General features: G+C 72.2%; 25 protein-coding genes and 1 pseudogene. 11 read left to right on the top strand and 15 right to left on the bottom strand.

What is annotated here, in order from left to right; all coding sequences use genetic code 11:
- Positions 1–29 precede the first annotated feature (29 nt).
- The 4 genes from E6R18_RS04070 to miaA all read right to left on the bottom strand — a co-directional run bounded on the left by E6R18_RS04070 (position 30) and on the right by miaA (position 4,787).
- Positions 30–2,174, bottom strand: coding sequence for an HD domain-containing protein (locus E6R18_RS04070; RefSeq protein WP_136315446.1), 2,145 nt, complete (start codon positions 2,172–2,174; stop codon positions 30–32).
- A 141-nt stretch (positions 2,175–2,315) separates the two neighbouring features.
- Positions 2,316–3,188 (bottom strand): diaminopimelate epimerase, encoded by an 873-nt coding sequence (gene dapF, locus E6R18_RS04065; RefSeq protein ID WP_136315445.1) that lies wholly within the window; start codon positions 3,186–3,188, stop codon positions 2,316–2,318.
- A gap of 70 nt (positions 3,189–3,258) precedes the next feature.
- The gene (locus E6R18_RS04060; RefSeq protein ID WP_136315444.1) at positions 3,259–3,741 is read right to left on the bottom strand and encodes a hypothetical protein; all 483 of its coding nucleotides are present in this window, start codon (positions 3,739–3,741) and stop codon (positions 3,259–3,261) included.
- 104 nt (positions 3,742–3,845) lie between these two features.
- Positions 3,846–4,787 (bottom strand): tRNA (adenosine(37)-N6)-dimethylallyltransferase MiaA, encoded by a 942-nt coding sequence (gene miaA, locus E6R18_RS04055; RefSeq protein ID WP_136315443.1) that lies wholly within the window; start codon positions 4,785–4,787, stop codon positions 3,846–3,848.
- Positions 4,788–4,932: 145 nt separating this feature from the next.
- Between miaA and E6R18_RS04050 the strand changes: the two genes are divergently transcribed.
- Complete coding sequence (locus E6R18_RS04050) at positions 4,933–5,184, top strand: antitoxin (protein ID WP_136315442.1); 252 nt, start codon at positions 4,933–4,935, stop codon at positions 5,182–5,184.
- Positions 5,185–5,257: 73 nt separating this feature from the next.
- Here E6R18_RS04050 and E6R18_RS04045 read toward each other — a convergent pair whose 3' ends face one another.
- Complete coding sequence (locus E6R18_RS04045; protein WP_136315441.1) at positions 5,258–5,971, bottom strand: class III extradiol dioxygenase subunit B-like domain-containing protein; 714 nt, start codon at positions 5,969–5,971, stop codon at positions 5,258–5,260.
- Positions 5,972–6,027: 56 nt separating this feature from the next.
- Positions 6,028–7,548 (bottom strand): tRNA (N6-isopentenyl adenosine(37)-C2)-methylthiotransferase MiaB, encoded by a 1,521-nt coding sequence (gene miaB / locus E6R18_RS04040; protein ID WP_206308210.1) that lies wholly within the window; start codon positions 7,546–7,548, stop codon positions 6,028–6,030.
- 112 nt (positions 7,549–7,660) lie between these two features.
- On the opposite strand from miaB, the gene E6R18_RS04035 reads away from it, so the two are divergent.
- The gene (locus tag E6R18_RS04035) at positions 7,661–8,659 is read left to right on the top strand and encodes a TAXI family TRAP transporter solute-binding subunit (RefSeq protein ID WP_136315440.1); all 999 of its coding nucleotides are present in this window, start codon (positions 7,661–7,663) and stop codon (positions 8,657–8,659) included.
- 13 nt (positions 8,660–8,672) lie between these two features.
- Here the strand turns inward: E6R18_RS04035 and E6R18_RS04030 are convergent, their stop codons facing one another.
- A complete protein-coding gene (locus tag E6R18_RS04030; protein ID WP_136315439.1) occupies positions 8,673–10,067 on the bottom strand; it encodes a HAMP domain-containing sensor histidine kinase in 1,395 nt (464 codons plus the stop codon).
- Between the two features lie 15 nt (positions 10,068–10,082).
- Positions 10,083–10,775, bottom strand: coding sequence for a response regulator transcription factor (locus E6R18_RS04025; protein WP_136315438.1), 693 nt, complete (start codon positions 10,773–10,775; stop codon positions 10,083–10,085).
- A 321-nt stretch (positions 10,776–11,096) separates the two neighbouring features.
- Here E6R18_RS04025 and E6R18_RS04020 point away from each other — a divergent pair, with 321 nt between their 5' ends.
- The 7 genes from E6R18_RS04020 (at position 11,097) to E6R18_RS03990 (ending at position 17,412) form a co-directional block, all read left to right on the top strand.
- Positions 11,097–11,885 carry an amino acid ABC transporter ATP-binding protein gene (locus E6R18_RS04020; RefSeq protein ID WP_136315437.1) on the top strand — a complete coding sequence of 263 codons (789 nt, stop codon included), beginning with the start codon at positions 11,097–11,099 and terminating at the stop codon, positions 11,883–11,885.
- A gap of 69 nt (positions 11,886–11,954) precedes the next feature.
- On the top strand, positions 11,955–12,794 hold the full coding sequence (locus E6R18_RS04015) for a glutamate ABC transporter substrate-binding protein (RefSeq protein WP_136315436.1): 840 nt from the start codon (positions 11,955–11,957) through the stop codon (positions 12,792–12,794).
- A 75-nt stretch (positions 12,795–12,869) separates the two neighbouring features.
- Positions 12,870–13,535, top strand: coding sequence for an amino acid ABC transporter permease (locus E6R18_RS04010; RefSeq protein WP_136315567.1), 666 nt, complete (start codon positions 12,870–12,872; stop codon positions 13,533–13,535).
- Positions 13,532–14,443, top strand: coding sequence for an amino acid ABC transporter permease (locus E6R18_RS04005; RefSeq protein ID WP_136315435.1), 912 nt, complete (start codon positions 13,532–13,534; stop codon positions 14,441–14,443). The genes E6R18_RS04010 and E6R18_RS04005 overlap by 4 nt, the downstream gene beginning before the upstream one ends.
- A gap of 203 nt (positions 14,444–14,646) precedes the next feature.
- Positions 14,647–16,260, top strand: coding sequence for an FAD-dependent monooxygenase (locus E6R18_RS04000; RefSeq protein WP_136315434.1), 1,614 nt, complete (start codon positions 14,647–14,649; stop codon positions 16,258–16,260).
- A 226-nt stretch (positions 16,261–16,486) separates the two neighbouring features.
- Complete coding sequence (locus E6R18_RS03995; RefSeq protein WP_136315433.1) at positions 16,487–17,002, top strand: cysteine dioxygenase; 516 nt, start codon at positions 16,487–16,489, stop codon at positions 17,000–17,002.
- A complete protein-coding gene (locus tag E6R18_RS03990; RefSeq protein ID WP_136315432.1) occupies positions 16,999–17,412 on the top strand; it encodes a rhodanese-like domain-containing protein in 414 nt (137 codons plus the stop codon). The genes E6R18_RS03995 and E6R18_RS03990 overlap by 4 nt, the downstream gene beginning before the upstream one ends.
- Before the next feature lie 30 nt (positions 17,413–17,442).
- Here E6R18_RS03990 and E6R18_RS03985 read toward each other — a convergent pair.
- Positions 17,443–18,484: pseudogene (locus E6R18_RS03985) on the bottom strand (ABC transporter permease); the annotation flags it as partial.
- A gap of 259 nt (positions 18,485–18,743) precedes the next feature.
- On the opposite strand from E6R18_RS03985, the gene E6R18_RS03980 reads away from it, so the two are divergent.
- Complete coding sequence (locus E6R18_RS03980; RefSeq protein WP_136315431.1) at positions 18,744–19,403, top strand: hypothetical protein; 660 nt, start codon at positions 18,744–18,746, stop codon at positions 19,401–19,403.
- A gap of 178 nt (positions 19,404–19,581) precedes the next feature.
- Here E6R18_RS03980 and recX read toward each other — a convergent pair whose 3' ends face one another.
- The 4 genes from recX to E6R18_RS03960 all read right to left on the bottom strand — a co-directional run bounded on the left by recX (position 19,582) and on the right by E6R18_RS03960 (position 23,117).
- A complete protein-coding gene (gene recX / locus E6R18_RS03975) occupies positions 19,582–20,223 on the bottom strand; it encodes a recombination regulator RecX (RefSeq protein WP_136315430.1) in 642 nt (213 codons plus the stop codon).
- A 3-nt stretch (positions 20,224–20,226) separates the two neighbouring features.
- A complete protein-coding gene (recA, locus tag E6R18_RS03970) occupies positions 20,227–21,354 on the bottom strand; it encodes a recombinase RecA (protein ID WP_136315429.1) in 1,128 nt (375 codons plus the stop codon).
- Positions 21,355–21,547: 193 nt separating this feature from the next.
- A complete protein-coding gene (locus E6R18_RS03965) occupies positions 21,548–22,738 on the bottom strand; it encodes an AI-2E family transporter (RefSeq protein WP_136315566.1) in 1,191 nt (396 codons plus the stop codon).
- Between the two features lie 184 nt (positions 22,739–22,922).
- A complete protein-coding gene (locus E6R18_RS03960) occupies positions 22,923–23,117 on the bottom strand; it encodes a DUF3046 domain-containing protein (protein ID WP_136315428.1) in 195 nt (64 codons plus the stop codon).
- Between the two features lie 78 nt (positions 23,118–23,195).
- Between E6R18_RS03960 and E6R18_RS03955 the strand changes: the two genes are divergently transcribed.
- Positions 23,196–24,110, top strand: a complete 915-nt coding sequence (locus E6R18_RS03955) for a hypothetical protein (protein ID WP_136315427.1) — start codon at positions 23,196–23,198, stop codon at positions 24,108–24,110.
- Positions 24,111–24,202: 92 nt separating this feature from the next.
- On the opposite strand, the gene E6R18_RS03950 is transcribed toward E6R18_RS03955, so the two are convergent.
- On the bottom strand, positions 24,203–24,508 hold the full coding sequence (locus tag E6R18_RS03950) for an AzlD domain-containing protein (protein WP_136315426.1): 306 nt from the start codon (positions 24,506–24,508) through the stop codon (positions 24,203–24,205).
- Positions 24,505–25,308 (bottom strand): AzlC family ABC transporter permease, encoded by an 804-nt coding sequence (locus E6R18_RS03945; RefSeq protein WP_136315425.1) that lies wholly within the window; start codon positions 25,306–25,308, stop codon positions 24,505–24,507. Before E6R18_RS03945 ends, E6R18_RS03950 begins: the two co-directional genes overlap by 4 nt.
- Positions 25,309–25,316: the final 8 nt, after the last annotated feature.

Genomic DNA, 25,316 nt, shown 5'->3' with positions numbered 1-25,316 from the left:
CGGGCCCGGCGCGCGGGTGTCCGGCGCGGTCAGAGCGCTCCGGCCGGGTGCTGGGCGCGCGAGACGTCGTACACGCCTGGCACCTCCCGCATGGCGCGCATCAGCGCGGGCAGTCCCGCCGCGTCCGGCAGCCGCAGCGTGTAGGTGTGCCGTACGCGCTGTTCGCTCGGGGGTTCCACGGTGGCCGAGATGACCGCCGCGTCGGCGCCGGCGATCGCCTCGGTGAGGTCGGCCAGCAGCCGGGGCCGCCCGAAGGACTCGGCGACCAGCGTCACCCGGCACGCCTGCTCCTCGCCCCAGCTGACCGCGACCTGCGCCCGGCCGACGGCCTCCATCCGGGCCACCGCGGGACACCGCAGCCGGTGCACGGTGACGGCGGCCCCGCCGCGCACGGTGAAGCCGGTGACCTCGTCGGGGGGCACGGGGGTGCAGCAGCCCGCGAGCCGTACCGCCGCGTCCGGCTGGTCGACCACGGCGCTCGCGGTGCGGGCCCTGCGGGCCCCGGGCCCGAAGGGCGGGGCGGACTGCGGCTCGCGGCCCGCCGGCAGGCCCGGTTGTACGGCCTCCGCCGCCTGCGGGTGGGCGTCGAGCCAGCCGGTGATGGCGATGCGGGCGGCGGGCGTACGCGCGTGGTCCAGCCAGTCGGGCGAGGGGCCGGACACCGCGTCCTCGGCGAGCAGCGGCTGCACGGTGTCGCCGTCCTTCAGCACGGTGCTGAGCGTGGCGAGCCGGCCGTTCACCCGGGCGCCGATGCAGGTGTGTGCCGCGTCGCCGTGCTGGGCGTAGGCCGCGTCGACGCAGCTGGCCCCGGCGGGCAGGCCGAGGGTGCCGCCGTCCGTGCAGAAGACGGTGATCTCGCGGTCCTGGGCGAGGTCGGCGCGCAGGGAGGTCCAGAAGGTGTCGGGGTCGGGTGCGGACTGCTGCCACTGGAGGAGGCGGGAGAGCCAGCCGGGGCGGGTGGGGTCGGCCCGTTCGCCGTCTGGGGCCTCGGCGTCGGGGCTTTCGCCGTCGGCCGGTTCGGCGGGCTGTGCGGTGCCGTCCGCCGCGTACGGATTGCCGAGCGCGATGACGCCGGCCTCGGCGACCTTGTGCATCCGGTGGGTGCGGATGAGGACCTCGGCGACCTCGCCGTCCGGGCCCACCACAGCGGTGTGCAGCGACTGGTAGAGGTTGAACTTGGGGGCGGCGATGAAGTCCTTGAACTCGGAGATCACGGGCGTGAAACAGGTGTGCAGCTCACCGAGGACGGCGTAGCAGTCGGCGTCCTCCCCGACGAGCACCAGGACCCGCCCGAAGTCGCTGCCGCGCAGTTCGCCGCGTTTGACGCGGACGCGGTGGACGGAGACGAAGTGGCGGGGTCTGACGAGGACCTCGGAGGAGATGCCGGCCTCCCGCAGCACCGAGGCCACGTTGCCCGCGATGGCGGTGAGGGGGTCCGGTCCGTCCGCCGCCGCGGCGATCACGGCGCTGGTGCGGGCGTACTCCTCGGGGTGGAGGATGGCGAAGGCCAGGTCCTCCAGCTCGGTCTTGAGCGCCTGGACGCCGAGCCGTTCGGCGAGGGGGATCAGTACGTCGCGGGTGACGTGGGCGATCCTCGCCTGTTTCTCGGGGCGCATCACGCCGAGGGTGCGCATGTTGTGCAGCCGGTCGGCGAGTTTGATCGACATGACGCGGACGTCGTCCCCGGTGGCGACCAGCATCTTGCGGAAGGTCTCGGGTTCGGCGGCGGCCCCGTAGTCGACCTTTTCGAGTTTGGTGACGCCGTCGACGAGGTAGCAGACCTCCTCGCCGAACTGCTCCCGCACCTGATCGAGGGTCACTTCCGTGTCCTCGACGGTGTCGTGGAGGAGGGAGGCGGTCAGCGTGGTGGTCTCGGCGCCGAGCTGGGCGAGGATGAGGGTGACCGCCAGCGGGTGGGTGATGTAGGGCTCGCCGCTCTTGCGCGTCTGGCCGCGGTGCGAGGTCTCGGCGAGGAGGTAGGCGCGCTGCAGGACGGCGAGATCGGCGTCGGGGTGGTGGGCGCGGTGCGCCTCGGCGACGTGCGCGAGGGCGTCGGGGAGGCGGTCGCGGGAGACGGGGCCGAGCACGGCGGCCCTGCCGAGCCTGCGGAGGTCGATCCGGGGACGGCCCCGCCTGCGGATGGGAGCACCTGGGTTGGTGGCCTCTGCACTCATGGGGCACCTCCGGCGAACGTCGACCGGCGGTGGGGAGGTGCGGACGCGCCTCCGGGCCGGTGCTTGATGCTACCGAGCCCACCACGTGGCGGAGTCCGGCTCTCGCCCAGCGTGAAACGGATCACCCATTCGAGCGAAGCGCTACCCGTTCAGCGTTTCGAGCCAGGCCGGATCGATCTTGCCCTCGGCGACGATGACGGCCGGTCCGGTCATCTCGATCTCGCCGTCCGGGTGCTCGGTGATGACCAGGCTGCCGCCGGGCAGGTCGACGGTGTACGTGACCGGCTCGCCGGTCGCCGCCGGGTCCGCCGCGTCCCGGCGGGCCGCCGCGACGGCCACCGCGCAGGCGCCGGTGCCGCAGGAGCGGGTCTCGCCGGAGCCGCGCTCGTGGACCCTCATCGCGACGTGGCGGGGGCCGCGGTCCACGACGAACTCGATGTTGACCCCGTCTGGGTAGACGGCGGCCGGGGCGAAGGACGGCTCGGTGAGGAGGTCCCCGGCGTGCGCCAGGTCGTCGACGAAGGCCACCGCGTGCGGGTTGCCCATGTTGACGTTGCGGGCCTCCCAGTCGCGGCCGCCGACGCGGACGGTGACGCCCTCGGCGGGGAGCAGGGCGCGGCCCATGGCGACGGTGACGTCGCCGTTCTTGGCGAGGTGGACCTTCTTCACGCCGCCGCGGGTGGCGACCGCGAGGTCGCCCTCCTCCACGAGGCCGGCGCGCTGGAGGTAGCGCGCGAAGACCCGCACGCCGTTGCCGCACATCTCGGCGACGGAGCCGTCGGCGTTGCGGTAGTCCATGAACCACTCGGCGTCCTGCGCCATGGCCCGCGCCTCGGGGTGCGCGGCGGAGCGCACGACGTGCAGCAGTCCGTCGCCGCCGATGCCCGCCCGGCGGTCGCAGAGCCGGGCGACGACGGAGGCGGGCAGGGCGACGGCGTTGTCCGCGTCGGGCACGATCACGAAGTCGTTCTCGGTGCCGTGGCCCTTGAGGAAGGCGATCTGCGAGGTGGTCACGGGACAACTGTACGAGGCGGCGCCGACAGCGCGGGAATCCCGCCCGCCCGGCACGGCGCCGCCCGGCCCGTCAGCGCAGGCGCGCCACGCGCCAGACGGCGAGCGCGACCAGTGCGGCGCAGACCCCGGCGTACAGCGCGACCACGCGCCAGTCGGGGCGCTGGGAGGAGCCCCGGGACGGCAGTCCGGGCCAGGTGTGCCCGACGCGGCGGGCGGCCATCATGGACCAGCCCGCGGCACAGCAGCTGATCAGCAGGCCCAGCATGGCGACGACCGCGCCGCCGTCGCCGAACTCGAAGGCGAGCGGGAACGCGAACATCAGCGAGCCCACGGCGGCGAGCATGACGATGGGTGCGAGCTGCCAGATGCGCAGCCGGCGGGCGGGGCGCAGCTCGACCTCGACCTCGGGGGCCACGTCGAGCTCGTCGGGCCCGTCCGGGCTCAGGCTCCCTGCCCCGTGCTGCGTGCCCGGTGCGTCCTGCTCCGGTGCGTCTCGTTCCGGTGCGTCCTGCTCCGGTGCGTCTTGTTCCGTGTCGCGAGGGCCGGCCTCCATCGCCACGCGCCCTCCCAACTCGGACTCCAGTCGATCGATGCTCGATGATGGCACGCCCGGGGTCGCCGAAATGACGGGCGGAGCGTCCCGATGCCATCACGTGATCAGGCTGTAACCGTCCGTTCGACCAACGCCAGCGCCCGGCCCGGGAGTTCCCCGCGGTCCTCCACCGCACCGCTCAGCCACTGGACGCGCGGGTCGCGGCGGAACCAGGAGTCCTGGCGGCGCGCGAAGCGCTTGGTGGCGCGCACGGTCTCGGCGCGCGCCTGGTCGTCGGTGCATTCCCCGGCGAGTGCGGCGAGCACCTGCTGGTAGCCGAGCGCGCGGGAGGCGGTGCGCCCTTCGCGCAGCCCCTGGGCCTCCAGGGCGCGCACCTCGTCCACGAGCCCCGCCTCCCACATCCGGTCGACGCGCAGGGCGATGCGCTCGTCGAGTTCGGGGCGGGCCACGTCGACGCCGATCTGGAGGGCGTCGTAGACCGGGTCGTCGCCGGGGAGGTTGGCGGTGAAGGGCTTGCCGGTGATCTCGATGACCTCCAGGGCGCGGACGATGCGGCGGCCGTTGCTCGGCAGGATCGCGCGGCCGGCCTCGGGGTCGGCGGCGGCGAGCCGCGCGTGCAGAGCCCCGGAGCCGTGCTCGGCCAGCTCCGCCTCCAGCGCGGCCCGGACGCCGGGGTCCGTTCCGGGGAACTCCAGGGCGTCGATCGCGCCCTTCACGTACAGGCCGGAGCCGCCCACCAGGACGGGGGTGCGGCCCTCGGCGAGCAGCCGGTCGATCTCGGCACGGGCGAGGCGCTGGTACTCGGCGACGCTGGCGGTCTCGGTGACGTCCCAGATGTCCAGCAGCCGGTGCGGGACCCCGTCGCGCTCGGCGAGCGTCAGCTTGGCGGTGCCGATGTCCATGCCCCGGTAGAGCTGCATGGAGTCCGCGTTGATCACTTCGCCGTCGAGCCGCTGGGCGAGGTGCACCCCCAGATCGGACTTTCCTGCTGCGGTGGGACCGACGACGGCGATGACCCGCGGTGCGGGGGGAGCTGAGCTTGTCACCGCCCCAGTCTCTCCCAAACCCGCGTCCCGGGTCCCGAATGAGGGAAGCTCGGGCGGGGAAGGTGACACGGCGGGGCGATCTTCCCCGTACAGTGGTTGTACATATGGGTTATTTCTCACAGTTCCCGAGCGGAGAAGGTGTCCGATGGGCTTCATGGACAGTGTGAAGGCGAAGCTGGCCCCGGCGAAGGAGAAGGTCAGCGACCTCGCGCAGCAGCACGGGGACAAGATCGACCAGGGCCTCGACAAGGCCGCGCGGACGGTGGACGAGAAGACCAAGGGCAAGTACAGCGACAAGATCGTGACCGGCACGCAGAAGGCCAAGGACGCGGTGGAGAAGCTGTCGAACAAGGACGGCCACGGCGCGGGCGGCAGCACGCCGCCCCCGGCTGCCTGACGGGGGCCCGGCAGGACATGGGGCGAGGGCCCAGGAGCAATGCCGCTCCTGGGCCCTCGCCCCATGTGAGCGTTCAGGACCAGGCGGCGACCAGGTAGCCCACCCCGTAGGGCGCGTCGTCGTACAGCAGCCGGCCGGCCAGGCCCGCGCCCTCGGCCGCCCCGGCGAGCACCTGCCAGGGCGCGCGGCCCGCGGCCTTGAGTTCGTACGCGAGTGTCTCGTCGAGCGCGGCGAGCGCCCCCGGGTCGGCGGCGCCCAGGGCGCGTGCGGCGGCCGCGTCGAAGTCGGCGGCGCGTTCGTCCAGGTAGCCCGGGGCCTTCAAGGTGCGGCAGGCGCTGCCGTCGCCCATCACCAGCAGCGCGACCCGGTCCGCCCGGCGGGCCAGCTCCCGCCCGGTCTCCGTGCAGCGCGCGGTCTCCAGCGGTTCGCCCACGCCCAGCCCCTCGACGGGGGCGTCGGCCCATCCGGTGCGGGCCAGCAGCCAGGCGCCCACCGCGAGCGAGGGCGGGAGCGGGCGGGTGGCCGGTGCGCCCCGGTCCCGGCCGAGCCGTACGTCCAGGTCGACGCCGAACTCGCGGAAGCCGCCGGTGGCACCCTCCGGGTGGGTGCCGCGTCCGGCGGGCTCCGCCGGGCCGATCACGACCAGCAGGTCGGGCCGGGAGGCCGCGAGCACCCCCAGGGCGTCGGTGCACGCGGTTCTGGCGGCATCCAGCTCGGGCGCGGCACCGGCGGCGACATCGGGGACGAGCAGCGGCGGGCAGGGGCAGACAGCGGCGGCGACAAGCATGGTCGGCAGCGTACTGCGCACCCTCCCCCGCCCGGACCGGGCGGTCCCGGCCGGGGTCAGTCGCAGCCGCAGCCCGGGGCCGCCGTCGCGGGCAGGGGTGCCGGGGCGCCGATGCCGGGCAGGCCCAGCATGACGCCGGCGGGCTGGGCGGCCGGGGCCGCGTTGCGCTTCTCCCAGGCGTCGCCCGAACGGGTCCTGCGCACGGCGACGGGGGCGCCCTCGGCGAGCAGGTGGTGCGGGGCGGCGTAGCTGATCTCGACGGTCACCACGTCGCCGGGGCGCACGTCCTGGTCCGGCTTGGTGAAGTGGACGAGGCGGTTGTCGGGGGCGCGGCCGGACAGCCGGTGGGTGGCGCCGTCCTTGCGGCCCTCGCCCTCGGCGACCATGACCTCCAGGGTGCGGCCGACCTGCTTCTTGTTCTCCGACCAGGAAATCTCCTCCTGGAGGGCGGACAGGCGCATGTACCGCTCCTGGACGACCTCCTTGGGGATCTGCCCGTCCATGTCGGCGGCGGGCGTGCCGGGGCGCTTGGAGTACTGGAAGGTGAAGGCACTCGCGAAACGGGCCTCGCGCACCGCGTGCATGGTCTGCTCGAAGTCCTCCTCGGTCTCGCCGGGGAAGCCGACGATGATGTCGGTGGAGATCGCGGCGTCGGGCATCGCGGCGCGCACCTTCTCGATGATGCCGAGGAAGCGTTCCTGCCGGTAGGAGCGGCGCATCGCCTTGAGGACCTTGTCGGAACCGGACTGCATCGGCATGTGCAGCTGCGGCATCACGTTCGGCGTCTCGGCCATGGCGGCGATGACGTCGTCGGTGAAGTCGCGCGGGTGCGGCGAGGTGAAGCGGACGCGCTCCAGGCCCTCGATCCGCCCGCAGGCGCGCAGCAGCTTGGAGAACGCCTCGCGGTCGCCGATGTCGGAGCCGTACGCGTTGACGTTCTGGCCGAGCAGGGTGATCTCGGAGACGCCCTCGGCGACCAGGGCCTCGATCTCGGCGAGGATGTCGCCGGTGCGGCGGTCCTTCTCCTTCCCGCGCAGGGCGGGGACGATGCAGAAGGTGCAGGTGTTGTTGCAGCCCACGGAGATGGAGACCCACGCGGCGTACGCGGACTCGCGGCGGGTGGGGAGCGTCGAGGGGAATGCCTCCAGGGATTCGGCGATCTCGATCTGCGCCTCCTCCTGGACCCGGGCACGCTCCAGCAGCACGGGCAGCTTGCCGATGTTGTGCGTGCCGAAGACGACGTCGACCCAGGGCGCGCGCTGGACGATGGTGTCGCGGTCCTTCTGGGCGAGGCAGCCGCCGACCGCGATCTGCATCCCGGGGCGCTTCGTCTTCATCGGGGCGAGCCGGCCGAGGTTGCCGTAGAGCTTGTTGTCGGCGTTCTCGCGTACCGCGCAGGTGTTGAAGACGACGACGTCGGCGTCGCCGTCGGAGCCCTCGGGCGCGCGGACGTATCCGGCGTCCTCCAGGAGCCCCGACAAGCGCTCGGAGTCGTGGACGTTCATCTGGCACCCGTAGGTGCGCACCTCATAGCTTTTTCTGACGTCCACTGCTTCGCTCCGGTTGCCGCTGCTCATGCGACAAGGGTAGGCGCTGCCCGGACCCCCTCTGCCTCGGGCGGTGTGCGGGGCCGGGTGATCCGACGGCGCCCCTGGCCAGGGCCGGGAATCACCTGGCAGGATCGCCGCCATGCTCCCGGCCCTGTCCCGAATCGGCCGGCGCCGCTCCCTGCGGGCGGGCGCCGCCCTCGTCGTCGTGCTCGGGCTGCTGCTCTGGTGGCTGCTGCCCCTCCGGGACCCGGCGCCGACCGGCACGCTGTCGTTCTCCACCGGGGTGCGCAGCGGTGTCTACCAGCGTTACGGGGAGCGGCTGAAGGGGGCCCTGGCCACGGATCTGCCCCATGTGTCGATAAAGCTCCAGACGAGCGAGGGCTCGCAGCAGAACCTCGCCAGGGTCGCGGCGGGCGAGGCGGACTTCACCATCGCCACCACCGACGCCGTCGCCACCTACCTGCGTGCCCGCAAGCCCGGCTACCAGCGGCTGCGCGGCTGTGTCCGGCTGTACGACGACTACATACAGCTGATCGTGAAGCGGGACTCGGACATCCGGAGCGTGGCGGACCTGCGGGGCAGGAAGGTCGCGGTGGGGCAGCCGGGGTCCGGCGTGAAGTTGGTCGCCGACCGGCTGATGACGGCCGCCGGTCTGGACCCCGTCAACGACGTGACGCCCCTGCCGGTGGGCATCGACACCATGCCGAAGCTGCTGGAGGAGGGGAAGCTCGACGCGTTCTTCTGGTCCGGCGGGCTGCCGACCACGGCGGTGGCCGATCTGTCGGAGCGGTTCCCGATCCGGCTGGTCCCGCTGGAGGAACCGCTCATCAAGCAGCTCCAGGCGGCGGGCGGCTCCACCCGCTACTACCGCTCGGCCGTGATGCCCGCCGACGCCTACCGCGACGCGCAGCAGGGCCAGGCCGTCCCCACGGTGGCGGTCGCCAATGTGCTGGTCACCACGGACCGCACCGACGCGGCGATGACGGAGGCGTTCACCCGGACCGTGATCGACAGCCGCGACCGCATCGGACGCGAGGTGCACGCGGCGCAGCTGGTGGATCTGCGCACGGCCATCTACACCGACCCGCTCCCGCTGCACGAGGGCGCCAAGCGCTACTACCGCTCGGTCAAGCCGTAGGGCGCGCGCGGCTTCAGCCCTTCGGGTCGTGGCGCGGCACCGAGACCGTGACGCTCAGCCCCTTCGGCTCCTTGCGCGCGAACGAGAGGGAGCCGCCGCCCGCCGCCAGGAGGGCCTGGGAGATGGACAGACCGAGGCCGGAGCCCTGGATGTTCTGGTGCTGGGAGCTGCGCCAGAAGCGGTCGCCGACCCGCTCCAGCTCCTGCTCGGTGAGGCCGGGGCCGCTGTCCGCGACGACGACCGTGACGTACTGGCTGCCGGCGGCGACGGTGACGCCGACCTCCTCGTCGGCGGGCGTGAACTTGAGGGCGTTGTCGATGATGGCGTCGAGGGCGCTGGACAGGGCGATGGGATCGGCCCACGCCGTGACGGCGGGCGGCCCGTCGGCCCGGAGCCGTACCGCCTTCTCCTCGGCCACCGGCCGCCAGGACGCGACCCGTTCGGCCGTGAGCGCGCCGATGTCCGTGAGCTGGAGGTCGGTCTCCGCGTGCTCGGCGAGCGCGAGGTCGAGCAGGTCGTCGAGGACCTGCCCGAGGCGCCGGCCCTCGGTGCGCACGGAGGCGATCTCCTCGTTGCCCTCGGGGAGTTCGAGGGCGAGGAGCTCGATGCGCAGCAGCAGCGCGGCCAGCGGGTTGCGCAACTGGTGGGAGGCGTCGGCGACGAAGGCGCGCTGCTGCTCCAGCACGTCCTCGACGTTGTCGGCCATCTCGTTGAACGAACGGGCCAGCCGCCTGAGTTCCGGGGGCCCGCCGGAAGCCGCGACCCGGGACCGCATCCGGCCGCTGGCGATGTCGTGGGCGGCCGCGTCCAGCGTCTTGACCGGCAGCAGGACCCAGCCGGTGAGACGGATCGCGGCGCCGACGGCCACCAGCATCGCGACCACCTCGCCCGCCGCGATCAGCAGCCAGCCGCGCATCGTGTCGGCGCGCATCTCGCCGGTGGGCGAGTCGAGGACGACGACCGCGATCACGTCGCCGTCCCGCACGACGGGCGAGGCGACGATCACGCGGCCGTCCTGCCAGGGCCAGACCTGCGGCGGGTCGTGGCTGCGGCGGCCGAGCAGCGCCTCGCTGAACGCGGCGCGCCCCTCGCCCTCGACCGGGAGCCGCCAGGTGTCCGGGGCCTTCACCATGGCGGAGTCGTCGCGGTAGAAGACTCCGGCCCGGATGCCGTACACCGAGTTGTACGTCTCCAGCTCCGTCTGGAGCGTGCGGCGCCGTTCGTCGTAGCCGCGGGTGCGCTCGGTGATGAACTGGGCGAGCGCGGCGAAGCGTGCCGTGTCGTCGATGCGGTCGATCACGACGCGCTGCTGCTCGGCCGCGGCCACGCTGACGGCCAGCGGGAAGCCGAGCGCGAGCAGGACACTCGCCATCAGAACGATGAGCAGCGGGAGCAGCCGGGTACGCACCGGGGGTATACGCCTCTACGCGGACGGGGAGACGAGGCGGTAGCCGACCCCGCGCACCGTCTCGATCAGGGCGGGCAGCCGCAGTTTGGAACGCAGCGAGGCGACGTGCACCTCCAGCGTGCGCCCCGTTCCCTCCCAGCTGGTCCGCCACACCTCGCTGATGATCTGCTCGCGGCGGAAGACCACGCCGGGCCGCTGGGCGAGCAGGGCGAGCAGATCGAACTCCTTGCGGGTCAGCTGCACTTCGCACCCGTCGACGCTGACCCGGCGGGTCGGCAGCTCGATGTGCACGTGCCCCAGGCGCAGTGCGGCGGCGGGCGTGGGGACGGTGTCCTCGTTGCTCGCCTTGCGCCGGCTGACGGCGTGGATACGGGCCAGCAGCTCGCCGGTGTCGTACGGCTTGGTCACGTAGTCGTCGGCGCCGAGGTTGAGCCCGTGGATCCGGGAGCGTACGTCGGCGCGGGCGGTCACCATGATCACCGGTACGGAACTGCGCTTGCGGATCCTGCCGCACACCTCGTAGCCGTCCTGGTCGGGCAGCCCGAGGTCGAGGAGGACGACGCCGAAGGGTTCCGTTTCGGTGGGCAGGAGTGCTTGCAGGGCCTCGTCGCCGCTGCGGGCGTGGACCACCTGGAAGCCGTGCCGGGCGAGGATCGCGGACAGGGCGGCGGCGACGTGGTTGTCGTCCTCGACGAGCAGCAGTCTCATGGCCCCCCTCTGGCGTGTGGTTCGCGTGTGTTCGTACGGTCGTGTCCGCCCCCGGTCACTTCCCCGTTCCGGGGCGTTTCACGTAGGGGTGTACCAGGGAATCCACGCCGATCGCGGGTGGACAGTCAAGTGCTTGTCCGTTGTATGCGGGTTTCCGTTATGCACCCGGTACGGCCGGTGTGACCGGCGTGACGTCCCGTTCACGCGGAGTGTCCGGTTGCCGCCGGATCGTTATGCTCAATTTCCGCTCAGATGTAATGACGTTCGTAGCACTGCGTCACTAGGGTCCTTCCCAACCGAGGAGGACGGAGCAAGAAGCCGATGAGCGGAGTTTCAGTGACCAAGGGCGCCGAGGACGCTGCACCCGCGCCCGGCGGCGATCTGGTTGTGCTGAGCAACGTCAACAAGCACTTCGGCGCGCTGCATGTGCTCCAGGACATCGACCTGACGATCGCCCGCGGCGAGGTCGTGGTCGTCATCGGGCCGTCCGGGTCCGGCAAGTCCACGCTGTGCCGCACGATCAACCGCTTGGAGACGATCGACTCGGGCGCGATCTCGATCGACGGGAAGCCGCTGCCCGAGGAGGGCAAGGAGCTGGCCCGGCTGCGTGCCGATGTCGGCATGGTCTTCCAGTCGTTCAACCTCTTCGCCCACAAGACGGTCCTCGAGAACGTGATGCTCGGCCAGCTGAAGGTCCGCAAGACGGACAAGAAGGCGGCCGAGGACAAGGCGCGTTCGCTGCTCGACCGGGTGGGCGTCGGAACCCAGGCCGACAAGTACCCCTCCCAGCTCTCCGGCGGCCAGCAGCAGCGTGTGGCGATCGCCCGGGCCCTGGCGATGGACCCGAAGGTCATGCTCTTCGACGAGCCGACCTCGGCGCTCGACCCGGAGATGATCAACGAGGTGCTGGAGGTCATGCAGCAGCTCGCCCGCGAGGGCATGACGATGGTCGTCGTCACCCACGAGATGGGCTTCGCCCGCTCCGCGGCCAACCGGGTCGTCTTCATGGCGGACGGAAAGATCGTCGAAGAGGCCACGCCCGACCAGTTCTTCAGCAACCCGCGCAGTGACCGGGCCAAGGACTTCCTGTCGAAGATCCTTCACCACTGATGGAGCCTTCAGCACCGGCTTCCGTATCTGCTGATCACTCACATCGCGTCAACTCTAGGGAATTTCACCATGCAGCTTCGTAAGGTCACCGCCGCCTCGGCCGCCGTGCTCGCCCTCGCCCTGACCGCCACCGCCTGCGGCTCCGACGACAAGGACGACGCGTCCGGGTCGGGCGGCAAGAAGATCACGATCGGCATCAAGATCGACCAGCCGGGTCTGGGTCTGAAGACCCCGGACGGCAAGTACACCGGCTTCGACGTCGACGTCGCCACGTACGTCGCCAAGGAACTCGGCTACGACGCCAAGAACATCGAGTTCAAGGAGACCAAGAGCGCCGACCGCGAGACGGCCATCTCGCGCGGTGACGTGAAGTTCATCGTCGCCTCCTACTCGATCAACGACGAGCGCCTGCAGAAAGTCGACTTCGCCGGTCCGTACCTCCTCGCCCACCAGGACATCCTGATCCGCGCGGACGACAACTCGATCAAGTCGCCCGAGGACCTGAACAACAAGAAGCTCTGCTCGGTCACCGGCTCGACCTCGGCGCAGAACATCCACGACAAGCTGGCCCCGAAGGCGCAGCTCCAGGAGTACGGCGGCTACTCCGAGTGCCTGACCGGCCTGGAGAACAAGGTCGTCGACGCGCTCACCACGGACGACGACATCCTGGCCGGCTACGCCGCGCAGGACGCCAACAAGGGCAAGTTCAAGCTGGCCGGCTTCAAGATGACCAACGAGAACTACGGCATCGGCCTGAAGAAGGGCGACGCCGACCTCAAGAAGAAGATCAACGACGCGCTGACCAAGATGGTCAAGGACGGGGCATGGGACAAGGCCGTGGAGACCAACTTCGGCCCCGCGAACTACAAGAACGAGCCCGCCCCGAAGATCGGCGACGTCGTCAAGTGAAGCAGGGCTGACCGGGCGCGCCGCCGCTGAACGGCGGCGCGCCGCGCCCTCCTACACGTGGAAGCACGGGAGATCGTGTTCGACTTTCTTGATGGTTACGACCTGCTGGGGGCCTTCTGGGTGACGGTGAAACTCACCGTCTACTCCGCCCTCGGCTCCCTCATATGGGGAACGCTGCTGGCCGGCATGAAGGTCAGCCCGGTCCCCCTGATGCGCGGTTTCGCGACCGGCTATGTGAACGTGGTGCGGAACATTCCGCTGACCGTGATCATCATGTTCGCCTCGCTGGGCCTGTACTCGACGCTCGGCATCGCCCTCGGCGGCACCGACATCAAGGGCATCAACTTCCGGCTCGCGGTGCTCGCCTTCATCGTCTACACCGCGTCGTTCGTGTGCGAGGCCCTGCGCTCGGGCATCAACACGGTGCCGGTCGGCCAGGCCGAGGCGGCACGGGCGCTCGGCCTCAGCTTCACTCAGGTCCTGCGGCTGATCATCCTCCCGCAGGCGTTCCGTTCGGTGGTCAACCCGCTGTCCAACGTGCTCATCGCGCTGACGAAGAACACCACCGTCGCTTCGGCGATCGGTGTGGCCGAAGCCTCGTACCTCATGAAGGAAATGATCGAGAACGAGGCTCAGCTGCTGCTGATCTCGGGCGTCTTCGCCCTCGGCTTCGTCATCCTGACCCTCCCGACCGGTCTCATCCTCGGCTGGGTGAGCAAGAAGGTGGCGGTGAAGCGATGAGCTCCGTCCTCTACGACGCCCAGGGGCCCCGCGCCAAGCGGCGCAACATCCTCTACACGGTCCTTTTCGTCCTGGCCGCCGCGGCGGTGCTGTGGTGGGTGTACGACGGCCTCGCCGAGAAGCACCAGCTCGACTGGACCAAGTGGAAGCCGTTCTTCACCAGCTCCCAGCCCTGGGATGCCTTCATCTGGCCGGGCTTCCAGAACACGATCAAGGCGGCGTTCTTCGCTTTGATCATCGCTCTGCCGCTGGGCGCGCTGTTCGGCATCGGCCGGCTCTCGGACCATCGGTGGGTGCGGGTCCCGGGCGGGGTGGTCGTGGAGTTCTTCCGCGCCATTCCCGTACTGCTCCTGATGGTCATCGCGAACCAGGCGTACTCCGAGTACACCGAACTCGACCCGGACACCCGTCTGCTGTACGCCGTGGTGACGGGCCTGGTGCTCTACAACGCCTCGGTGCTCGCCGAGATCGTGCGGGCGGGCATCCTGACGCTGCCGCGCGGGCAGACGGACGCGGCCAAGGCGATCGGCATGCGCAAGGGCCAGACGATGGTGTTCGTGCTGCTGCCGCAGGCCGTCACCGCCATGCTGCCCGCGATCGTCAGCCAGCTCGTGGTGATCGTGAAGGACACCGCCCTCGGTGGCGCGGTGCTCAGCTTCCCGGAGCTGCTGGCGTCGGTCCGGCCGATGGCGGCGAACTACGGGGCCAACACCATCGCGTGCTTCACCATCATCGCGGTGATCTACCTGGCGCTGAACTTCGCCCTGACCTCCTTCGCGAGCTGGCTGGAGAAGCGGCTCCGGCGCGCGAAGAAGAGCACGGGGGCGGTGGTCGGCACGGGCCCGGGGGGCGATCTGGAGACGATCGGTGCGCCGGCGCTCAACACGGATGACGGACGCGCCGTCTGACAGCTCGTCGTAGGACGCCCGCGAGGGGCGGTGGCGCCCCTGCCACCGCCCCTCGCCGCGTTCCGGCGTCGCTTGACGCAAGCACCGGCAGTAGGTTGCATACGTTCTGTGATCGCCCACCGAGCCCCCTGTGCCGCCGCATCCCCTTCGACGCCCGCGCACCTTCTGTTCCGTTTCACCGGACTCCTGACGGGGGACGCGCCGTGGACCCGGTGATCATCGTGGGTGCCGGGCCGGTCGGCCTGGCGCTCTCACTCGCCCTCGCCGCGCAGAGCGTGCCGTGCGTGCTCCTGGACGAGGACCCCGGCAAGGACGAGACCCGCCCCGCGCGCACGGTCGTGCTGCGGGAGGACACCGCGGCCTTTCTGGAGCGGCTCGGCTGCAAGACGCTGCACGACGAGGGGCTGCGCTGGTCCGGCTGGCGGTCGGTGCGGCGCAAGCAGCTGGTACGCGAGCTGCCGCTCGGTGAGCCCGTGCCCGGCGGCGACGCGCCGGCCGCACCCGTCCATGTGCCGCAGCACGCGCTGGTACGGGGGCTGCGTGACGCGGTGGCCGCGCAGGAGCTGGTGCAGAGCGCCAAGCTCGGCCGGATCGACACGCTGGAGCAGGACACGGCCGGGGTCACCGTGCACACCAGGGAGCCGGGTTCGACCTGGTGGCGCGGGAGTTACCTGGTGGGCTGCGACGGGGCCCGCTCCACCGTACGCAAGCTCCTCGACATCCGGTTCCCCGGCCGTACGGCGGTGGAACGGCACGCCGTGGCGGCGCTGCGCACCGAGCTGCCCTGGCCCGGCGAGGCCGTGCTGCACCGGTCGCCGCCGTGGCGCACCGGGGGTGCCGAGGTCACCGCGCGGCCGCTGCCCGACGACGTGTGGCGGCTGGACTGGCTGCTGCCCGCGCGCGGCGAACTGGTCACGCCGGACGCCCTCGTCACCCGGGTCCGGGACACCCTGGCGGGCTGGTGCGGCGAGACTCCCCCGTACGAGCTGCTGGACACCGGGGTCTACACGCTCCACCACCGGCTGGCCCGCAGGTGGCGGGTGAAGCGGGCCTTCCTGGCCGGGGACGCCGCCCATCTGCTGGGCGCCCTGGGCACGCAGGGGCTCGACGAGGGGCTGCGGGACGCGGAGAACCTGGCCTGGAAGCTGGCCCTGGCCTGGCACCACGGCGCGTCCGACGTGCTCCTCGACAGCTACCAGGCCGAACGCCGGGCCGCCGTCGCCTCGCGGCTGCGCGCCGCCGACCAGTCGCTGCCGATACTGCGGGGCGGCGGGGGGCTGCGGACCCTGGTCCCGGGGAGCGCACGGGGGCACGACGCGCTGCTCGCGGACGCGCATCTGGGCTGCGGCCCCCTCGGTGCGCCCCCCTCCTACTCCCTGTCCCCCCTTGCGCCCCCGCGCGCGGAGGCGCACGCCTCTGTCGGTACGCCCCCCGGTGCGCCGGTGGCCGATGTACGGGTCACCGCGCCCGACGGCACCCCGGTGCGGCTGCGGGAGCGGCTGGGCCAGGGGCATCTGCTGGTGGTGCTGGTGGCGCCGGGAACCGGGGTGTGGGACCGGCGGCATTGGATGCGCGCCGGAGTGATGCCCCGGCTGGTGGAGGCCGTCGCGGCCTTGCCGGTGAAGGCGGAGCTGCTGGTGACCGAGAGCTATCCGGGGGCCTCCGCGCACACGGTTCTGCTGGTCAGGCCGGACGGCCATCTCGTGGAGTCGTTCGGCGGGGTACGGCCCGCGGAGCTCTTCGCGGCGGCGGACGCGGCGCGCGGCGGCGCGACCCGGACGTCGGTTCGCTCCGACCGCACCGCCGACGTCAATTGACGCCCGCAGGCCCACATGGTGTACTCCCGGTCATGACCGACACCGATGTGCGCCTGTGGCGGAGGGTCCATATGGACCTGCTCCGCTATGCGGGCTGCGTGTGTCGCCCGTCCTGCTGAATCGCCTTCTCCTGCCTTCGCCGCGCGCTGTGCCGTGCGGCGGGGTGTCCGCGCGAACTTCCAGGACGGTCCCCGTGTCTGCCTCTGCTTCCCCCTCTCCCCTTTCCGTGCCCGTGCGCACGTCCGCTCCGGCCCCGACCGCGGCGGAACTGCTCGACTTCGTCCGCCGCACCGCCGAGGACACCGCCCTCATCGCCTCCCTCCCCCTCGACCCCGAGGGCCGGACGTGGGTCAGGCTCGACGGGCCCGGCGGCAGCGAGGCGTGGCTCATCGGCTGGCCGCCGGGCACCGGCACCGGCTGGCACGACCACGCCGACTCGATCGGCGCCTTCCTCACCGCGGCCGGCACGCTCAGGGAGCACTCCCTCGCCGCCCGGCTGCCCACCGACGGCTGGAAGACCCTGGAGCTGGCCGAGGACATCGACCGCACCCGGGAGCTGACTCCGGGCCGGGGCAGGGCCTTCGGCCGGCACCACGTCCACGAGGTGCTGAACGAGTCCGCCACCGAGCACGCCGTCTCCGTCCACGCGTACTACCCCCCGCTGCCGCAGATCCGGCGCTACAGCCGCACCGGGGCCGTGCTCCGCCTGGAGCAGACCGAGCGCCCGGAGGACTGGCAGTGAGCCAGGGACGGCACGAGGGCGACGAGAGCGGCCCGGCCGGAATCGACGAGCTGCTGGAGCGGATCAGGGCCGGTTACGTACGGCTCGACGCACAGGAGGCGTGGACGGCGGCCTCCGAGGGCGCCCTGCTCGTGGACATCCGTTACGCGGCACTGCGCGAGCGGGACGGGCTGATCCCGGGGGCGCTGGTCGTCGAACGCAACGAGCTGGAGTGGCGGCTCGACCCGCGGGGTAGCCATCGCGCCCCGCAGGCCGTGAGCCACGGCCTGCGGGTGGTCGTGATCTGCAACGAGGGCTACGCGTCGAGCCTGGCCGTCGAGTCCCTGCACCGGCTCGGTCTCCACCGGGCGACGGACCTGGTGGGCGGCTTCCAGGCGTGGCGCGCGGCGGGGCTGCCGGTCGAGGTATGAGGGTGGGGCCGGCCCGCCGCCCCCTCTCCGTCACTGACTGGTGGCCACGTCCACTGGGCGGGGGCCCGCAGCGCCAGCCTGCCGGGCAGAGCGGTGGCGATCAGGGCGCGAGCAGGGCGGCGGCGCCCACCACGGTCCCGTACACCAGCGGGAGGAGGCCGGGCGCCGCGCTGCCCGTCATCCCGATGCTGAAGGCGGTCAGGACGGCGAGCGCGATGCCGGTGCCGAGCGCGGTGGCGACGATCAGGACCGACAGGGTCTCGGTACGGAGCATCCGCAGCACCTGGCGGCGGGTGGCGCCGGCCAGCCGCAGGAGTGCGAACTCCCTGAACCGCTCGGACACCGACATGGCGAGCGTGTTGACGACGGCGATGGCGGCGGAGGCGAGGACCAGCGCCATGGCGAGGAGGTTGACCTCGGCGTTCTGCTGCTCGCGGCCGGCCTGGAGCCGGTCCGCGACGGCCGGGGCGACGACCGTGACGCCGGGGAACTTCGCCACGGCCGCGGACAGGGCCCGGCCTGACACCTCCCCGGCCACCAGGACCGTCGCGGCCAGGGGGTTGTCCATGTGCCGGGCGACCAGGTCGTGCGGCAGGGTCAGGTCGCCGAAGCCGAGTCCGCTGCGGTAGACGGCGGCGTCGGTGAGGGTGGCGGGGGTGCCGTCGCCGAGGTGCAGTGCAAGCGGGCTTCCGGGGTGGAGGCCGAGGCGGTCGGCGGCGAGTTCGCTGATCGCCGCGGACCGCTCGTCCGCGGCGAACGCGGCGAGCGAACCGCTCGTCACGCCCGGGCCCCAGGTACGGGTGAGGCCCGCCCCGGTCACGCCCTGCGCGGGGTACTTCTCCAGCCCGACCCGCACGGTGGTGCGGACCACCTCCGTGGCGGCGGTGACACCGGGCGTCGCCCGGACGGCCTCGGTGGCCGCCGACGGACCACCGGGGCCCTGCGCGCCGAGCACCCGGGTGGCGCGGGTGCCCTCCCTGGCCTGGATCCGGGCGGCGTCACTGATGGTCGGCTGGAGGAAGAGAACCGTGCAGGTCATGCCGACGAGCAGGGTGAGCGGGGTGACGACGGAGATGCGTCACACACTGCTCTGCGCACAGATACCTGTGCACTGAAGCACTCCGGTGTCTTCGTACGGGGGTTGGCCCCGTACGCACCCCGGCCACGGGCGCTCCCCTCGACCGGATGCGCCGCGACACACCCGTATGGCATCGCTCCGGTGGAGCGATCCGGTCACCGGACGGACAGTCGCCTCACCGGCGCGCACCGCCGGACCGCCAGGACACCGGACCGCTGCGGCGCCGGACCGCTACGACGGGGAGCACGCACCGATGCCGACCACCGCCCTCACCCCCGAGGAACTCGACGCCCAGGCCGCGCGCCTCCACGACACGGACGCCTGGCAGCAGATCGTCACCGGCTGGGACCTCACCGCCCCCGACCCCGTCCGCGCTCCCGACCCCGGCTCCCCGCCCCCGGGCTCCCCCACCGGCCCGCGGGACGTGTCGGAGCCACCTGCCGACTGGCGCGCTCTGCTCTCCGTGCCGGTGGACCAGCTGATCGCCGACACGGTCCGCGCCCTGCCCCCCGCCGCACCCCGTGAACGTCCGCTCCCCGGCCGGATCGGTGCGATGCTGCCCGACCGGCTCCACGCGTGGCGGCGCATCGGACAGCCCGAGGTACGGCCGTCCGTCCACCTCGCCCACGCCCGGCAGATCCTCACCGAATGGGGCTGGCAGAACACCCCCTACCGGCTCCGCAACGCCCGCGGCGCACGCTGCGTCTGCGGTGCCATGCTCACCGCGCACCGCCTGGGCTACGGCTCGGCGGACACGGTCGACCGGGCCGGCGCCTGGCTGATCGCCGAGCTGCGCTCCCAGGGCTGGACCGGGCTGATCGGCCCGTGGAACCGCTACCCGGGCCGCACCGCCGCCGACGCCCTCGCCCTGCTCGACGCCACCATCAGCCGCGCGACCCGCGCCGGCCAGTGACGGCTGCCTCGTGACGAACGCCCTGTGACGAACGCCCTGTGACGGTTGCTCCCGCGACGGCTGCTCCCGCGACGGCTGCCCCCGTGGCAACCGGGCGGTGAGCCGGCCGCTCCCCGGCGGTCGGCCACTCCGCTGGGCCCGGCCACTCCGCTGGGGCCGGCCACTCCGCTGGGGCCCGTCAGAACGGCTCGTCCAGCCCCTCCGTGTCCTCCCCCTCTTCCTCCAACGCCCGGCGCACCACGCGCAGGGCCATCCCCTCGCCGTACCCCTTGCGGGCGAGCATGCCCGCGAGGCGGCGCAGTCGTTTGTCGCGGTCCAGCCCCCGGGTGGACCGCAGCTTGCGGGCGACCAGCTCCCGCGCGGTCTCCTCCTCCTGCTCGGAGTCGAGCTGCCCGACCGCTTCGTCGATCACCGTGGCGTCCACGCCCTTGGTCCGCAGCTCACGGACGAGCGCGCGGCGGGCGAGACCTCGGCCGTGGTGCCGGGACTCCACCCAGGCGTCGGCGAACGCGGCGTCGTCGATCAGCCCGACGTCCTCGAAGCGGGACAGCACCTCCTCGGCTGCCTCGTCCGGAATCTCCCGCTTGCGCAGGGCGTCCGCGAGCTGCTTGCGGGTGCGCGGTGTGCCGGTGAGCAGCCGCAGGCAGATGTTGCGTGCCTGCTCGACGGGGTCGCGCGGTTCCCCCTTCTCGGCCCTCGACGAGGAGGGGGAACCGCTGTCACTGGACCGGGAGCGGGAACGGCGCCCCGCCCCCTCACCGAATCCGGAGCCCGCGCCGGGGTCGGCGGCGCTGTCCGGCCACTGCGTACGACGCGTCACGGTCTAGCTCTTGGCTGCGGCCGCCTTGGCCGGCTTGGTCTTGCCGGCCGGGGCTGCCGCCGGCTTCGCGACCGCGTCGGCCGGGGCCGCCGCGCCTGCCGCGTCCGCACCGGACTCGGCGGATGCTTCCTCGGGCTGGACCCCGACGCCCAGCTTCACCAGGATCTTCTTCTCGATCTCGTTGGCGAGGTCGGGGTTGTCCTTGAGGAAGTTGCGGGCGTTCTCCTTGCCCTGGCCGAGCTGATCGCCCTCGTACGTGTACCAGGCGCCGGCCTTGCGGACGAAGCCGTGCTCCACGCCCATGTCGATCAGGCCGCCCTCGCGGCTGATGCCCTGGCCGTAGAGGATGTCGAACTCGGCCTGCTTGAAGGGCGGCGCGACCTTGTTCTTCACGACCTTGACGCGGGTGCGGTTGCCGACCGCGTCGGTGCCGTCCTTGAGCGTCTCGATCCGGCGGATGTCGAGGCGCACCGAGGCGTAGAACTTGAGCGCGCGGCCACCGGTGGTGGTCTCCGGCGAGCCGAACATCACACCGATCTTCTCGCGGAGCTGGTTGATGAAGATCGCGGTGGTCTTGGACTGGTTGAGCGCGCTGGTGATCTTCCGGAGCGCCTGGCTCATCAGACGGGCCTGGAGACCCACGTGCGAGTCGCCCATCTCGCCCTCGATCTCCGCGCGCGGCACGAGGGCCGCGACGGAGTCGATGACGATCAGGTCGAGAGCGCCCGAGCGGACCAGCATGTCGACGATCTCAAGGGCCTGCTCACCGTTGTCCGGCTGGGACAGGATGAGGTTGTCGATGTCGACGCCGAGCTTCTTGGCGTACTCGGGGTCGAGGGCGTGCTCCGCGTCGATGAAGGCCACCGAGCCGCCGAGCTTCTGCGCGTTCGCCACGGCGTGCAGCGTCAGCGTCGTCTTACCGGAGGACTCCGGTCCGTACACCTCCACCACGCGGCCGCGCGGCAGACCGCCGACGCCGAGCGCGACGTCGAGTGCGGTGGACCCGGTGGGGATCACCTCGATGGGCTCGTTCGGCCGCTCGCCGAGGCGCATCACCGCGCCCTTGCCGAATTGCCGTTCAATCTGTGCGAGTGCGGCGTCCAGCGCCTTCTCGCGGTCGGTTCCTGCCATGGGTTCCACCCGATTTGCTTGAGTCGATCGCTTCACGTCAAAGACGCTAACCCCTGCCACTGACAATGGGCCTCGACGTCCTCCCGGCCTGTGGACAACTCCACGGTCGGGCCCGGGAAAACCCGGCCGGAATCCCATGAGAATGGATGTTCGATTTTAGTGTCAAGCGCACCACGCCGCCGGGCCCCGGCCCTCAGACACCCGGCCCGGTGCGCCCCTCCGGCCCCTGCGGATCCTCCGGCTCCCCACCGTCCGGCTCCCGGCCGCCGCTCGCGGGGGCGGTGACCAGCCGCCGCAGGCGCGTCCAGAGCGGTTCGCCCCGTACCCCGGGGCGGCCGCCGTGGACGCGCGGGTCGTCCGTGACGTCGTACCGCTTCACGTAGGCGCCCAGGAATGCCTGGAGCGTGGCCACGGCCGGGATGGCGATCAGCGCGCCGACGGCACCCATCAGCGCCGTACCGGCGATGACCGAGCCGAACGCCACCGCGGGGTGGATGTCGACCGTCTTGGCGGTCAGTTTCGGCTGCAGCACATAGTTCTCGAACTGCTGGTACACCACGACGAACCCGAGGACCCAGACCGCGTACCAGGGATCGACGGTGAACGCGATCAGCATCGGCAGGGCGCCCGCGAGATAGGTGCCGATCGTGGGGATGAACTGGGAGACGAGTCCGACCCAGATCGCGAGCGCCGGCGCGTACGGCACTCCGAGGACCATCAGCGGGATGTAGTGCGCGACTGCCGAGATGAGCGCCATCAGACCGCGCGAGTAGAGATAACCGCCGGTCTTGCCGACCGCGATCTCCCAGGCCCGCAGCACCTCGGCCTGGCGGGCGGGCGGCAGTACGGAGCACAGCGCGCGGCGCAGCCTGGGGCCGTCTGCCGCGAAGTAGAAGGAGAACAGGAAGATCGTCAGCAGCCGGAAGAGACCCCCGAGGACCGTGGTGGACACGTCGAGCACGCCGGTCGCGCTGTTCTGGACGTACTTCTGCAGCCAGTCGGAGTGCAGCAGGCTGTCCTGGACCTGGACCCGTGAGAGCTCCGTGTGGAAGGTCTGGTTGACCCAGTTGATCACCGAGTCGAGGTACTTCGGGAAGTCCGCCACCATGTCGACGATCTGGCCCGCGAGCATCGACCCGAGCAGGAAGACGAATCCGGCACCGGCGATCAGCACGACGAGGAAGACCAGGAAGGTGGCGAAGCCCCGGCGCATGCCGCCGGCCGACATCCGGCTCACCGCGGGCTCGACGGCGAGCGCCAGGAAGAAGGAGATCAGCACGTTGATCAGCAGGCCGATGAGCTGGTCGAACGCCCAGCTGCCGAGCCGGAAGCAGGCGTACAGCGCCAGCGCGAGCACCATGGCGCGCGGCAGCCAGGCGGGCATGCGGGCCGGGCCGGCGCCGGACGGCGGGGCCGGTGGCGCGGCCGGCGGAACGGGCGGCGTGCGGGGAGGCTGGATCTGAGCGGTCTCGTCTGTCGGTGCCACGGTGCCAGTCTCGCCTACGCGTACGACAACCCGTCGCGCGCCCCGGAAGCCCGGCCCCTCGCCGCACCGCGGCGCACGGGTGTCAGCGCTTGTCCGCGGGGATGCCCACCGCCGCGCAGACACCGCGCCAGACGTCCTTGGCCTCCCAGCCCGCCGCCAGCGCCTGCTGCACCGTGCGTCCGCCGAGCTCGGCCATCACGTGGTCGCGTGCGAAGGAGTCCGCGTAGGCCGCGCCGAAGTGGTCCGCCATCCGTTCCCAGAAAATCGTCAACCGCATGCCCTCAGTATCCCGCTCCAGGGGGTGCGGAAGGCCGCCCGGCCCTGCGAGGGCGCCCGACGCCCTACGGTCGGGTCCATGGCTGGAACTGGAACAAGTCCCCTCGACCGCGCCGAGCAGTTCATCTGGCTCACGGCCCGTGTCCTCGAACAGCGGCGGTTCGCCCATCAATTCTTAGCGGGAGGTGCGGACGCCGTGGAGACGGCCCTCGCCGCCTACGCCAATGAGGACGGCGGTTACGGCCACGCGCTCGAACCCGATCTGCGCGGCCCCGTCAGTCAGCCGCTGCACACCGCCCATGCGCTGAACGTCCTCGACTCCATCGGCCGCTGCGACGGTCCCCGGGTGGAGCGCATCTGCCGGTATCTGACCGAGGTATCGACCAAGGAGGGGGCCCTGCCGGCCCTGCTTCCCTCGCAGCGCGGCTATCCGGCTGCCCCCTTCATCCCGATCGTCGACGACCCGCCGGCCGAGCTGCTGGCCACCGGCCCGGTCGTCGGGCTGCTGCACCGCAACGCGGTGTGGCACGCCTGGCTCTTCCGGGCCACCGACTTCTGCTGGGCGGCCGTCGACGCCCTGGACGTCTCGCATCCGTACGAGATCGAGGCCGCGGTCGCCTTCCTCGACGGGGTGCCGGACCGGGCCAGGGCCGAGGCCGCCGCCGAACGGCTGGGGCGGCTGGTGCGCGACCAGCGGCTGGCCGTGCTCGATCCGGAGCGGCGCGCGGAGTATCCGGTGGCGGCCGGGTACGCACCGGGCGAGCAGCACTTCCCGTACGACTACGCCCGTACACCCGAATCGCTCGCCGGACGATGGTTCACCGACGCGGAGATGGACCGCTCGCTGGACCATCTCGCGGCCGCCCAGGAGGCGGACGGCGGCTGGCCGGTGACCTGGCGGCAGTGGGCGCCGGGGACGGCGCTGGAGGGGCGGCCCCTGGTGACGCTCAGGGCGCTGCAGACCCTGCGGGCGCATGGGCGCGGCCTGGACTGAGGTCGGGGTGCCGCGAAGGGCGCAGGTGTAAGGGGCACGGTGCAATGGGCCGTGCCCCTTACACGCGCCTCCTGCGTCTCCCCCGTCAGGAGCTAACCCAGCGCGCGCACGCCCGCGGTGACGGCGACGGCCGCGCCCACGACGACCAGGAAGGGAGCGCGCAGGACGAGGGCGAGCGCCGCCGCCGCGAGCCCCGCGCCCCTGGCGTCCAGCGCCAGGTGCTGTCCGTCGCCGAAGGTCTGCTGGGCGGTGAGGGCGGCCAGCAGAGCCACCGGCAGCAGCGCGGCGAGCCGCTGGACGAGAGGGCGCTCCAGGGCGCCCGCGGGCACCAGGAGGCCGAGCAGTTTGGCGAGGTAGCAGCCGACCGCGGTCAGCGCGATGGCGATCCAGACGTTCATCGCTCCTCCTCCGCGCGGGCCGGGCCCGCGTCCTTCGCCTCGGCCGTTCCCGCCGCGGTGCCGGTGCCCTTGGCGCGCCCCATCAGGAACAGGACGGCGGGCGCGGCGAGCGCGGACAGCAGCACGGGCACCCCCGCCGGCAGCACCGGCAGCAGGCCGAGTGCGAGCAGAACGGCGAGCCCCGCGGTGACGCGCTCGGTCGTGGACTTCAGCATCGGGGCGAGCAGCGCGAGGAACACGGCGGGGCTCGCCGCGTCCAGCCCCCAGGCGTCGGTGTCGCCGAGCGCCTCGGCCCCCAGGGCGCCCAGCAGGGTGGTCAGGTTCCACAGCACGTAGAGGGTGAGCCCGGTCACGGTGAAACCGATCCGCGCGGCCCTCCGGGTGGGCTGGGGCAGCGTCACGGCGGTCGTCTCGTCGATGACCCACTGGGCGGCGAGCGGGCGCAGGGCGCGCGGCAGGGCGAGGAGCTGTGACAGGCGCAAGCCGTAGAAGGCGTTGCGTACGCCCAGGAAGAAGGCGCCGGCGGCCGCGGTGTACGGGTTGCCGCCCGCGGCGAGCGCACCGACCAGGGCGAACTGGGAGGCGCCGGTGAAGACGAGCAGGCTGAGCGCACACGTCTGGAGCAGGCTCAGGCCCGAGCCCGCCGAGGTGACGCCGAAGGCGAAGCCGGAGAGGCCGACGGCGATGCCGACGCCGAGGGCGTCCCGGACGACGGCGGCGTCCGGTTTGGTCCCGGCGGCGAGCGTGCTGCCGCCGGCCGGTTCGGCGGTGGTGCGAAGGGGTGCTGTCTGGTCTGCCACGCCTGGCA

Source organism: Streptomyces sp. A1277 (genome assembly GCF_004795015.1).
Taxonomy (GTDB): Bacteria; Actinomycetota; Actinomycetes; order Streptomycetales; family Streptomycetaceae; genus Streptomyces.
This window is presented reverse-complemented; position numbering and strand designations above follow the sequence as displayed.